This window comes from Pseudoalteromonas sp. OOF1S-7 (genome assembly GCF_022347765.1).
In the GTDB taxonomy this organism is placed as follows: Bacteria; Pseudomonadota; Gammaproteobacteria; order Enterobacterales; family Alteromonadaceae; genus Pseudoalteromonas.
On sequence record NZ_JAKRFZ010000031.1, the window covers coordinates 1 to 12,399 of the forward strand.

At 45.1% G+C, this 12,399-nt stretch carries 12 protein-coding genes; 2 read left to right on the forward strand and 10 right to left on the reverse strand.

Annotated features, from left to right (window positions below; genetic code table 11):
- The 8 genes from MHN33_RS23445 to MHN33_RS23480 form a co-directional block, all read right to left on the reverse strand.
- Positions 1-124: RHS repeat-associated core domain-containing protein (locus MHN33_RS23445; RefSeq protein ID WP_275443043.1), on the reverse strand; the 124-nt coding region annotated here is incomplete at its 3' end.
- Positions 125-182: 58 nt separating this feature from the next.
- The gene (locus MHN33_RS23450; RefSeq protein WP_239401863.1) at positions 183-1,703 is read right to left on the reverse strand and encodes a Fic family protein; all 1,521 of its coding nucleotides are present in this window, start codon (positions 1,701-1,703) and stop codon (positions 183-185) included.
- Between the two features lie 225 nt (positions 1,704-1,928).
- Entirely contained in the window at positions 1,929-2,921 is a 993-nt protein-coding gene (locus MHN33_RS23455) for a tyrosine-type recombinase/integrase (RefSeq protein WP_239401865.1), read from the reverse strand.
- Entirely contained in the window at positions 2,908-3,657 is a 750-nt protein-coding gene (locus tag MHN33_RS23460) for a hypothetical protein (protein ID WP_239401867.1), read from the reverse strand. Before MHN33_RS23460 ends, MHN33_RS23455 begins: the two co-directional genes overlap by 14 nt.
- A complete protein-coding gene (locus MHN33_RS23465; protein ID WP_239401869.1) occupies positions 3,654-4,403 on the reverse strand; it encodes an ATP-binding protein in 750 nt (249 codons plus the stop codon). The genes MHN33_RS23460 and MHN33_RS23465 overlap by 4 nt, the downstream gene beginning before the upstream one ends.
- A complete protein-coding gene (gene istA, locus MHN33_RS23470; RefSeq protein WP_239401871.1) occupies positions 4,400-5,941 on the reverse strand; it encodes an IS21 family transposase in 1,542 nt (513 codons plus the stop codon). The genes MHN33_RS23465 and istA overlap by 4 nt, the downstream gene beginning before the upstream one ends.
- 183 nt (positions 5,942-6,124) lie before the next feature.
- On the reverse strand, positions 6,125-6,409 hold the full coding sequence (locus MHN33_RS23475; protein ID WP_046005451.1) for a hypothetical protein: 285 nt from the start codon (positions 6,407-6,409) through the stop codon (positions 6,125-6,127).
- Between the two features lie 1,398 nt (positions 6,410-7,807).
- Positions 7,808-8,746, reverse strand: a complete 939-nt coding sequence (locus MHN33_RS23480; protein WP_239401873.1) for a hypothetical protein — start codon at positions 8,744-8,746, stop codon at positions 7,808-7,810.
- A 301-nt stretch (positions 8,747-9,047) separates the two neighbouring features.
- Between MHN33_RS23480 and MHN33_RS23485 the strand changes: the two genes are divergently transcribed.
- The gene (locus MHN33_RS23485; RefSeq protein ID WP_239401875.1) at positions 9,048-9,428 is read left to right on the forward strand and encodes a hypothetical protein; all 381 of its coding nucleotides are present in this window, start codon (positions 9,048-9,050) and stop codon (positions 9,426-9,428) included.
- Positions 9,429-9,507: 79 nt separating this feature from the next.
- On the opposite strand, the gene MHN33_RS23490 is transcribed toward MHN33_RS23485, so the two are convergent.
- Positions 9,508-10,908, reverse strand: coding sequence for a hypothetical protein (locus MHN33_RS23490; protein WP_239401877.1), 1,401 nt, complete (start codon positions 10,906-10,908; stop codon positions 9,508-9,510).
- Between the two features lie 50 nt (positions 10,909-10,958).
- On the reverse strand, positions 10,959-11,819 hold the full coding sequence (locus MHN33_RS23495) for a hypothetical protein (protein ID WP_239401879.1): 861 nt from the start codon (positions 11,817-11,819) through the stop codon (positions 10,959-10,961).
- 321 nt (positions 11,820-12,140) lie between these two features.
- On the opposite strand from MHN33_RS23495, the gene MHN33_RS23500 reads away from it, so the two are divergent.
- Positions 12,141-12,399, forward strand: a 259-nt coding sequence (locus tag MHN33_RS23500) for a transposase (RefSeq protein WP_239401881.1), incomplete at its 3' end; no start/stop codon positions are given.

Consider the following 12,399-nt stretch of genomic DNA (forward strand, 5'->3'; position numbering starts at 1 on the left):
AACTCAGCGGATTATTCAGCACATACGAGTAAGCATTGTAATTCTGAAGATTCGAAGGCGCCTGCACCACCGGATCCGCCTGCATAAACCGGCCCGTTTCTGCATCGTACACTCGACCATTCATATGGGCGATCAGGCTTTACGATCCATCAAAAGAGAAAAACATTCCTCCTTTTAATAAGTTAAGATGTCGGTAGCAGTGAGGCTAAAAACTTTGTGAATGGCACAATATCTTGTCCAACACTGGCAGCTTCCAGTGCCTCCATATATTCATCTCGTCGTTCTACAGGTACAACTGTCCAGGGGAATCCGCCTGCGGCCATCATTAAATTCATAATGAATCTTCCCATTCTGCCGTTGCCATCAAAGTAAGGATGAATGTAGACGAAAATGAAGTGTCCCAGTACAACCCTAACTGCTGCATTTTCTTCTTCAGCAAGTAAGTCGAACAATGTCGGCATCATGTCGCGGACTGCTTCTCGATTGGGTGGCGTATGCATAGACTGGCGGATATAGACAGGCCCTGTCCGATAACCAGCCAAATCAGATTGCTTAATAATACCGGCAGCCACACTGGGACCAAATAAAGCTAAGTACCAGTCACTGTGCGCTTGTTCCAACACGTCACCGGAATTTCTGCCTTCTAACACTGATCTAACCGCTTTTTTTACTTCCTGAAATGCATCCCAGTACCCTTTGGCGGCCATGGCATCCAAGTGCTTTTTACTCTCGTCTGAGCCCTCGGCTTGCCAATTACCAGAACGAACCAGCTCTATTAATTCGCGAGTTACCCGATAACCTTCAATGGACAGTGAGTGGTAAGCGTCTGTGACATATTTGTCTTCTACTTCAGCCATATACGTTTCAATGTCGATGGTTCGGCTTAAGGCTGAAGGAAAGTGCACAATCACATTTTCACGCATTTGTGCCCACATTAACCGCATTCGATTCACATAGGGTGAGACATCACGGCGACCGAAACTGACCAACGCCTTGTCCTCAAAAGGGTCTTCTTCATATACTTTCAAATCGGCCGCTTGCATGCCTTTAAGTATATTGTCTGCTATCAAATCTCGGCCAATATTTCTAAAAGCGCCCACTAACCGGCCCGCAATTACACTGTGATTACCCGCAAGTAAAACGGATAACACATCAGAGGCATCAGTCACCATAGATAAGGCGGTACGCATTTGAATTGGTGTCTGTTGAAACTGGTTAGCCGAGCAATAGACCAAAGCGGCAGCCAAGCTGTAAACGTTAAGCCCCTCTAAATTTTCAATGTGCTCAGCGTCGGGCAAGTTCAGCCTAACATCAAAAATCGAGGTGTTATGCAAAAAGGCTGTGGGTTTGTTATTTCCTTTTGGTGAGCGCACTAGCAATTGCTGAGGTACGGTTCTGTCGCCAATATGCAGGCTAATTGACTGCTCCGGCGAGAGGCTCCAGGACTGTTCGAAGCGTTCTGATAAATAAGCACCACAAAAGTCCCAGAAGGAAGTATACCAGGAGGTGCTGTCGCCAGGTTTTTCATCTGGCATTGCCGGTATATACCAGCCTCGAATGACTTCGCGAATAAATCCATGCTTTAAAAGCCGCTCTCGGTGCACCCGGCTAAGCTGCTTTGACTGAATAGCAACAACTCCTGATTCCTGAAGCAGCTGTAATTGCTCAAGCGAATCTGCTAATTTTTGTGATATGTCGTTCATGTTCTCGCCCACGGTTGCTCGAAATACGGCTTAGTTTCATATTTCGATCTATAGGTTTTAATGCCTTATCATATATAGGTTTTGATGATTTGTCATTTATAGGTTTTAATGTACCATACTTTTAAGGCTTTAATGCCATGGTTTGCTCAAGCAGAGTATACAAATAGCAAAGTACACCGGTTACAAACCTCTCAAGAGAAGAAAAGGATTATAACCAGCGAGCACTTACGACAGGTGATACAAATACGAGTCGACTTCTCCTTTAAGCAGTCGTTTTCCGGCTAGGGCCGCTGGGTGTGTTTTGGCATACGTTTTCTTAAGCTGGGATTGAGTAACCTCCAGGTAGACTTGGGTTGTAGACAAATCCGCGTGCCCCAGGTATTCCTGTAGTTCACGACAATCAGCGCCATTTTCAAGCATGTGTGTGGCTGCGCTATGTCGAAACGCATTGCAGGCCGCACCAACTTCAACACCTGCGCTTAACAGATACTTCTTAACTAACGCTGTTAATTGGTGTGGCCTGAATGCCAGACCATGATTGTCCAAAAACACCGTTGTTCCAGATTTTAAATTCATCAATCTGGGGCGAACATATTCGCAGTATGCCCTGAGCCAGCTGGCGGTTCTGGGGGCCAGGGGCACATACCGGGTTTTGTCGCCTTTACCATTGACGATGAGTACCTGTTCCCGCTCAAACTTCAAGTCGCTGAGCTTAAGATGACCGAGTTCATTTCGACGTACAGCCGTGGCGTAATAACACTCCAAAATAGCTCTATCCCTGAGCCCCCTCAACCCCATGACTTTCGTTTCAGCCACCACACGTTCAAGGTCTTCTTGAGACAGCAGCGCCGTTACCATAGGCCGTGGAGCCTTAGGCAACCTCAAACGGTGCAGTGGATTAACCTCAAAGTGATCGAGGTAGGTAAGCTCGGCAAAAAATACTCTGACATCAGAAACCCTTTTTCTTCGCGTGGACTTTTTCAACGCACGCCCTGTGTGCGGCGAAATATATTCGACCAAATACGCTTTGTAATGTTCACCTATCTGTTTCGTCACTTCTTCTGGCGAATCTATGCCGTCAGCCCGCGCCCAATTGATAAACATCTCGATGTTACAGCGTTTATTCCCAACCGTATTTTTTGACAATCCCTCAGCCAGGCAATGTTTCTCGTATGCCTTGAGCGCGGCCACAAAGGTTAATGGATCATGCCGTGCCATATACCACCTCCGTGAAGTTATCTATTTTCCGGTATTTGAGGTCAAACTTTTTCAGCCTGCGCGTAAGTTGCTTAAGGTGCTCCGGCGCTGTATGTGATTGTGCAACCACAATGACGCGATCTACACCAGCATCCGCCAAATACGCGCAGTCCTCGCCTCTCACATTAAAACTATGATCGGTTGCAAAAGCGGGCTGATGGATAGACTCTGTAAGTTGGATAGCAAGCAGTGGGCTCGCACACAAGTAAACCTCAGGATGGCCATCACATTGCGACGTAGCAAACAAGCAATGAGGATATAACCTGACAAAGTATTGTGATTTGGCTTTTCTGCACACTCTGTTAATCCGCTCAGCGTAAAAACCCGCAATACTATCACCTGACATGACAGGCACGACGATACAACCCCGAAAAGCTTCATGTCCGGTTCCTTTAAACACACGCAGCCGCTTAAGGCTTCCTCGCAATATTTCACCAGCGTTATCTTTTGCACTTGGTAACTCCAGCCCCAATGAACGATCGGAGTAGCCAATACTGTGCTCCAGTGCAACAGCTGAAGATATGCCATAGACTGTCTCAAGATAGCTTAAAGCTTTCTGGTGCGTTAATAAGCTTTGCTTGTAATACTCCACAATCATTGGTAGGTATTGCTCTGCAACATGTGTATCTGATGCCGATAAGTTCGGTAATTCCAGCAACGTTTCAGCATATACACAGGGAGGAAAATTAGATTTCATGAGTTACCTCCTTTTGCTCTGTGCGATTTGCGCTTCGGATCACCACGCAATGCAATTCGCTCAGCCATTGACGCAATACGATCTAACACAGCATCGGCAATCGTCTGTTCACCAATTGCTTCATGCCATTTGTCGAAATCATATTGACTCGTGATCATCAGTGAGCCAACTTGTTCGCGGCGCTCAATTAACTCATACAGCATTTGTCGTTGTTTATTGGTAAGTGGGAACAAGGCCCAGTCATCAATGACTAAGACATTAAATTTACTGAGTTTTCTTAAAAACTGCGGATGCGTACCCTCTTTTTCATGTAACGCAAGGTCGAATACCAGGTCGTTAAAACGCCACATTCGAACACTATATCCGTGCATTAATAGCTTATTGGCAATCCCGCATGCCAATGTGGTTTTGCCTGTACCTGAGCTGCCGGTCATTACTTGATGGGAATGCCCTTTAACCCAATCGGTTTCACACGCCTTGTCAATGAGGTATTGCACTTCCTGCGTTTCACAGCGATAGTCGAAGTCCTCAACCAGCGCATCAGGCCACCTTAGCTTAGCGGCCTTTTTAAGCCTTGCCTGTCTACTAACGGCAAAATAATTTTCCTGTGAAACGGCGATATCGTTCAGCACATTACAGACAGCTGTCGTAGAAATAGGCTCCTGCAACTGGAGCTTCTCAATCATCTGTGCAGCCCCCAGCCATTTCAGATCAGCGTACTTTTTGGCCACAAGTTTAATATTCATGACGACCTCCCCATATTCTGAAAGTGCTGCGGAGCGTGTAAATTCTTATGCTTACCAACAAGCGATATATCCGCGCCAGTATCCTCATAAAGACGAGATGCCAGTGTGTGCCGCAAAGATGTAGGAGAATATTTATCGTAAGTAATGCAATAACGAGCCGCCTCTTCCATTTCTTCAGCGGTATATTTATTTGCTAACGATTGCACTGATTTACACGCCTTGTTGGCGACAATATCTCCATCAGCTTTACCAGCAAACAGTTGCTGAATAAATTGTGTTGTTTGTTCCCCGACAGTTTCAGCCCAACGAGTAAACTCGGACTGTGGTAGCCGTACCATGCCTTTGTGACTGGCATGAAGATGACGTGTTTCGACCGTTTCCTTGCCTTTTTCGAACGAGCGTTTATGCACAACAGGGAATTTATTGGCATGTCTGATAGTTACTTCGTCTTGTGTAATAATGACCTCTGCTTTATTATTCGCCCACCGCCAGGGCACAGAATATAGGTGCTCCTCAAACATAACCCGATAATTGCTGGGAATGGTACAGCCAAAAGCATGCTCGATTGGTTTAAAGGGTTTGGCGGGCAATGCCGTTAGTGCTGGTTTATCGCCACTTTCAAATAACTCACGTCGAGATACGGAACGCTTTTGAAATTGCAGGGCGTTCAGCTTATCGCACTCTTTTCTGAGGTAATCGTTTATTTCATCTGAAGTCCGGAACGCCATAGACTGCATATTGACCAAAACCCGCTCAGTGACAAATCTAACGGTTTCTTCAACAATTCCCTTATCTCTGGGCTCACCGGGCCTTGCCGGCATAGCAATAAATCCATAGTGTTCCACGAAGGCAGCGTACATGAGATTGAGTTTCAGGTTTGGCCGAGGCTGGGCAGCAACGGCTTTAGGGTTGTCCGGTATGCCAATTTGAGGTACACCTCCAATGTAGTTAAAAAAGGCTTTTGTTCCAGCGATCCAATCGTTGGTTGTTTGACCTGGAGTTGCATAGGCAAGAAAGTATTTTGAGTAGCACAGTACGCCAACGAACACAGAATACCAGACCTTTTTAGCTGAATTATAAGGAGACAAGCACACTATTTCGCCACAGAAATCGAACTGAGCTTCCTCGCCAGGACAATGTTCTAACAATGCTTCCAGTTTGGTAGTCTTCAAATACTCTTTGAAATGTTGATAGAGCGTGCTGGGTGCATAGGCTGTTGCAGGATCTTCTCTGGTATATAAGGCAATTAAATTGTAGATTGTCTGATGTTTCTTTGTCAGCGCTTTGACCCAGACTGCAAAGTCCGGCAACCGCTTTTTTTGCAACGCCAGTGGGGCCCACGGCGCCAATAACAGGATGAGCTCATCGTCATCACGTTGAGCCACTTGCTCATACGTTAATGACAACTGAGTTATCAGTTTTAAATCTCGCCCGACAGTCTGGTGAGAGCAACCCAGCATTTCGGCTAATTTGCGATTGCTGTAATTCGTTTTAGATCGGATGCGCAGTAATTCACGCACTCTGGCGACAGAATTCATCTTTGATCTCCTGTTTACAATGTGAAAAACAGGCGCACAATGCCACTACTGATGAGAACACCAATATTTGACATAACCGAATCTTGGGCTAAGCTAACAGTGTCTGTTCGAGAAAATAGACACTGATTTGAAAAACCTTGCGAGTACCAGTCGCGAGGTTTTTCGCTTTATGCACCTACAAATTTATTTACGCTTTATATTGTCTCTCCTCGCATTAACCGCTTGCGTTGCCAGCCATGCCGCAACATCTTTTACCAATGCGTAATAACCGTGCCTGTCTTCAAGCCTGAAAACAGGTACCGGTAATTTTTTACGTGTTAACGCCTGCCTGTATGCATCAAGGCTGCTAAACCCTAGCGCCATTTGCAGCTTTTCGCCTGACAGCATCGGGGTTTTGTACAGCTCATATAAATCGCGCTCCAAGGCATGGGCGAGCCTCTCTATGTCTTCGTCTACGTTATCATGCATTGCCACACCTTATTTGAGATATAATATCTAAGACTAGACGCCAACCGCTAAGTGCAAATAGCGTTATCACATTGAAAAATAACAACATATCTGTAGTTTGTTGCGAAATAACACTAGGTTCGGCAAGCAAAATGACCAGGGTGAACTGAACCGGGATTAGTGCTAAGGAATGAGTATTTAAAACAATTGTTTAGGCAGAACTACAGCGAGAAGTTATGCGCCCGGAAAACAACACAAATGCATAGTAAATACATTTGTTTTGTTGGCTTGCACCAAAATAGAGCAATATTTGCGCTGTTAAGTTGAGTATTATGTACCCATTACAACTTAGATATTACCCGCGGGTAGCACCTGAATTTAAGAGGCTGGCAACGTCCGGACTTGTTCAATATTTAATAAAGCGAGCCCATGTATCGTCTGTGGCACAACTAGTCAGAGCATTTAAACTGTCAGGCAACGATAACGCCATCTTAAGCGAAGAAAAATCGTGCTTCTGGTATTTAAAAAATCAAGGGCAGCCTATAAGAAGTCGCCATAAAATTGAAAGAATTGAAGCCATGTTCCCAAAAGCGCATAAGCTACTGGATCATGTAATTTTTGAGTTACTAACCCTCGGAAAATATATTGACGGGCCTACTATGCAACATGAGTTGAAGTACATTCCGCTGCCGTATTTCATAACTCAATTTAAACGAAGGGTTATCCTCCCCAATAAACTAAGCACAGACAATGCCTGGCCAACATTCAAATATCTTGACCAGCTAAGTAACCAGTCAGATTTTAACTCGCTCACATGCCTGCTTTATTACTATTACCTGAGCCAATGCACACACACCAACTTACCCTGCTTCATGGAAAGACTGCTTCTGAAAGCGTCAGAAAATTTAGCGCGGCGCCTTACTTCTTCGTATATCCAAACCCACTTAACAAAATCTATTTCATCCACTTTTTGCCGTTAACCCAGATCAGACCACAGGTCCGCTGCCCATAATTGTGGTCCACAAATTTCAGAGTTTGGTCCAGGCCGAATAGAATGGGTGGATGATTTGAGCATAATATGCAGCTGCATATTATGTGGGATTTGGACCGCGATTCTGATTTTTACGGCCAGTATTCTATTTTTTGTGGACCAGCATTATGGAAATTTGGACCAATACGCATGTTCGGGGGAGCAAGTAGCAAAACGGGTCACAACAGTCCTTAGCTGCCCAATCTTGTATGGTTACACGAGTGTTATTAACACACCACGCAGATCTCGATGCACAAGAAAAAAGCGCTCACTGAACGCCGATTTAGTTGGAACTATTTCACATGGAGACTGCACTGTTGCCGCTATAAAATCTCTGCCATATGTGACAGTGCCACTCAGCCCCCAAAGACATCACCTACGATTCTTGGCTATAAGAATTTCTCAGCCAATGCGCGTTTTCCTTTGGGGTCTGAAGTTTCTATAAGCTTCCTGTTTGGATAATAGTACCCTGATGTGTATAAATCATACTCTCCAATGTTCACGCGAATACTGAGCTCTGTTCCATCACCCCATGTGTCTTTAATTTCAGCTTTACAGGTCTCATCCCTAAGGTTGAACTCGAATTTGCAACTGCCAGTTTCAGGTCTGCTATTGAGGGCTGCATTTAACAAGGTTTCGCTAATCTTTGTCCGTTTTTTTGCAGGTAGCATGTCCAGTGATACTTCCTTTATTGGACCGTACATACCGCTATTATTCAGCGCTTCAAGTATCTTGCGCATGTGAATTCCCGTATGTTGATTCACAAGTACTGATGAGCGGGAGCCGTGAGGCGAACCAAGTAGTTCTCCCCTGATGTTCCACCATGTCTCTGCTACCTGTGCATCACGGGCATGTTTGACCAGCTTTTGCGCGCACCATGCAAGCGCGTCTCTGCTTCTGATCGTACCATCCGCTTCAAGTTCTATGTCTAACGCTACAACAACAACGGGATATGCCATATCGTGGTATAACGAATGTTCAAATCGGTAAGCGTGAAGTTGCCCTGGCGCTATTTCATTCACCGAGTTAACGAGTCTATCAGCAGAATCTGACGAGTAAGGGCAGGTGACAAACCCTTTTACAAAGGTCTGCGTGTGATCGGCTTCTTTATAAGCATCAATTTGGCCTACATAACGACCGTCATCATCGGAAGGGGGGAGCGTAATAATTGGGTGCCACTCTGGATAGCTATCTACAGCATTGCCCAGTTCATTGACCAGCTTTTCAAAAGCTATCTTTCCAGCCTCTTTGTCTGCCAGGTTCTTGGTTAGGTATTCCAGGGACTCTGCATTAGTTTCCGCGACTGCGGCAGGATATCGAAATTCCAAACTGTACCACCTTTTACGTAAGCTGCATTAATTACGTAAAATATATGCTTGACGCGTTTTCATTTCAATACGTATTTTCTGTATTTAATGTTTTGATGCTACTGATAAAGTCACACGGACCAGTGTGTTTGCAATAACATGGAGCAGACATTGAGAATGGAATATTGCAATCTTCCCCTTGATCTACCCAAAATATATAAATGTTTAATGGTATATTTGTATATTTATTTAATATCAATAGCTTAACTGTTTTTCGGGTCGTGTTACTTTCAATGTTTACAGCAAATGTCAGGAGTGAGTGATGGAACATGAAAAAACATCGATGGGTAACCTGGAGCAGCCGACAGGTGAGTTTTTGGGGCGTCTCGTTTCATTAATGATTGAGTTAAATGACACTGGTAAAAATCCGGCGCTAGACATGAGCCTTTATGGCGTAGAACTTGAGATAAAACTAAAGTACCTCCCTGGGAAAACATTGGCAAAGGCAGCACACATCGACTCCCCACAAGTTTCCATTGAGCAATCATCATGCGGGCTTGATCGTCAAGTGAGTATTAATGGGCAAGCTATAGGGTACATCACGTATGACTATGAAGAAGCCTTTGTGTTCAAGCCATATTTATCGTTGCGTAGCGAGGAATTGGCCTCGGTGGCCAATGCAATGAAGCTGTTGAATGACTGAGCTCGGCACTCTTTTTTGTAGCGGAGGTAGGCCACCAACTTGTATATGTGGTGGCTCTGGGTTGGCCAGCACATTAGTTTCAAGTGCTGTGTTCCATCTTTTCAGTCATGTCGGGTTCAGGTGCTTCTACTTCCAGCTCTGTAAATCCCGCCTCAAAACCACATCCGTTGCAGGTCATTAGGAGCAATTTCATATCCCCACTAAAGCGGTGATCGACAGATCCGCACTCAGGGCAGGCAAAGGTGCACTCTTCGCTTTTTGATGTCGGAAAGCGTTGCGAGATCACATTCTCCCAAAGCGTGGCCGGGCACTCTAAAAATGCCACGTCCGGCGCATCTGGACACAATACCCCGTAAAATGTATTGCCCAACTGACTGTAAGATGCGTCTCTGTCCCACTTATAGCCTTTCACATCCCATTTATCCATTAAAGCGCGGTTTTTCAAAGTCAGTAGCCTATTGGGTATGGAATTGACGGCATGTTGTCTGCTTTTTGCTCCATCTGAATAAAACTCCCGTGCGCTTCTGGCCGCCAAAAAACAAAAATAGTACGCCTGTGCGACAGAAAAGTGATTCAGTATTTCTCTGAGTGAAAGCTTCGTTTTATCTGGGGGGGCCGGTAACCTGAACGAAATAAGCAGCTCTGTGACGTACCGTTCAAGATCTGCTTCCGCCAGCTCGAAGATAAATTGTTTAATATCGTCTTTATAAATCTCATTCGGGTATGCTGATAAATCAGCAAGTAGCATTTCCTGTACTTCATCCAATGACAATCGATTTCCAGTTGTGCCAGCTACGTTTACAACCCAACTTACCTCAGTTAAATAAAAAGCCATATGTTCCCCCGATTCGGAGAACGCATCTAACTGTGAATCTGGATTAACAAGCAAGATTTGTTTTTCATACAGTGACTCTATAATTTGCCTGTCCATCGTTTCTGTCGGAGTGAACCGGGCATGGTGGAATGCCACCGGCTTCAGAACATCATTGCCCATTTTGCCTTGCATCTGACAAAGCGCCAGCAAATAGCACTTATCCATAAAGTTCAAAGATGAGTAGGGGTAAGTGCTATATTGCTCCAATGCATACTGCTGGTTTATTCGTTCTACCTTTTCCTGCTCTAGACGCGCCTTCTCATCTAATCGATCCTGAACACATGCATCACAAGTACAATAGACAGTGTTAAAATGATCCTCATAGACAGGACGCTTATGCTGGCACTTGCAGCAAAAGTAAGCTCGTGTTCTTAAATTATTACTTTTGGTCTGCCTTGGCTCATACATCGGGATATTACAGGTCGGACAGATCATGTCGTTTTGCATGATGGGTGGGAACACCTTGTACAGATTCTGAGGAGTGCAAGCCAGGCCATATTCCTCAATGAGTGTCTGGTTTTTCTCTCCTGATCGGTACTTCTCATAGAGTTCTTCGATCTGCTCACTGGTCAGATGTTTTATTTCATCAGCTATCGTAGTTGACATATTTCTTTTCCATAGATAGGACCAGGCATCTAGGTACCTGGCTTAACCTGTTACACCCAGTTTTGCGTTTTCTCTGTAAACGCAACACAATGAATTTTGTTGATCGAAAGCACTCGCTGGCCTGGACTCGTCGTGAGCGATTCCGGCAGCATATCTTCATAAACATAGAGGGATGCCCCCCGCCCGATATTCTCTATCACGGCTGGCAAAGCTTCTTTATCTACAACACATACCGTGGCTTGCATATTTGACACACCAACGACCACGCGCTTGCGAGATACCCCTAACCGGCCTAACCTGAGGCATTCAAACTCCCCTGCTCTGTCCATCATGTCTGAAAGGGATACCATCTCAACCGTTCGGATCGCCATCTTAGCTTTGGGGTATAAGCTGTCCCACTCTTTTTCCGCAAAAACCGATTTACTAATGAGCGTATAGTCTTCCTGGCAGGTCGACGTGAACGCATGCCAGTTTGATAGCAATGGCTTCATGGCCTGCATTTTGATAACACAGGCGGCTTCTAATGGTGGCATGTTGCTGATGGTATGCGGGATCCGCTTCGTTGTGTACACTATGTGATTGTAGTTGGCCAGCAATGACATACTTCTCAGCAGCGAGGTAACTTCATGCTCCCGGCTTCTATTGCCAATATTGATTTTGCAACGGTCGAACAAATCAAAATGATCGTTGTCATATTCGACCAGCAACCCAATGTAGTTTTTTCTCGATGCATCAGGAGCACCGTCGATGGCAAACATATAAATATTTCGAGCAAATTCACCCATGTCATACGCGTTACGCATGATCCTGAGTAGTTCGTCTTTGGCACCGTAAGTCGTAGATGGCAATTTGTGTCGTACAACGGTCGAGCGTGTATTAGCTAAAATTAGCTCTACAGGGGGAGTGTTCATTGTGTTTTCCTCTGGCGTTAGCCGTTTTCAGATTTAAACCGGGTGTGCGATTGAACTAAGCGCTCAAAACACACGAATTCACTGTAACACAGCCAATAACACCACGTAAATTATACTACTACCCAGATAGTTAAGGAGTTTGATGTATGGTGGGGCGGCTCTCAAGTGTACCCTCTACAGTTCCACAGTGCATGCCTGTACTTGTTTCCACTGCACTTCCAAATCAGTAATTATGTTTTATCTGGATGCTGCACGCGCCGAGGTAGTGTTCAATTTTCTGTGTCATTTCGATAAGTTAAGATACAAAAAGAGCAATGACTCATGACTACACAAAAATTTGATTTAGATTCTGTATTGAAAGCGCTTCAGGACGGCAAAAACCTCACTGGTAAAGATGGAGCGCTCACCCCGTTGATAAAACAGCTCACTGAAGCCGCAATGAAGGCTGAGCTGGAAAACCACTTAGCTGAAAGCTCCGAGCCCAATCGTAAGAACGGTAAATCCACTAAAACGGTCAAAGGGCCTACTGGTGCATTCGAACTTGAGACGCCTCGGGACCGAGCTGGCACCTTCGAGCCGC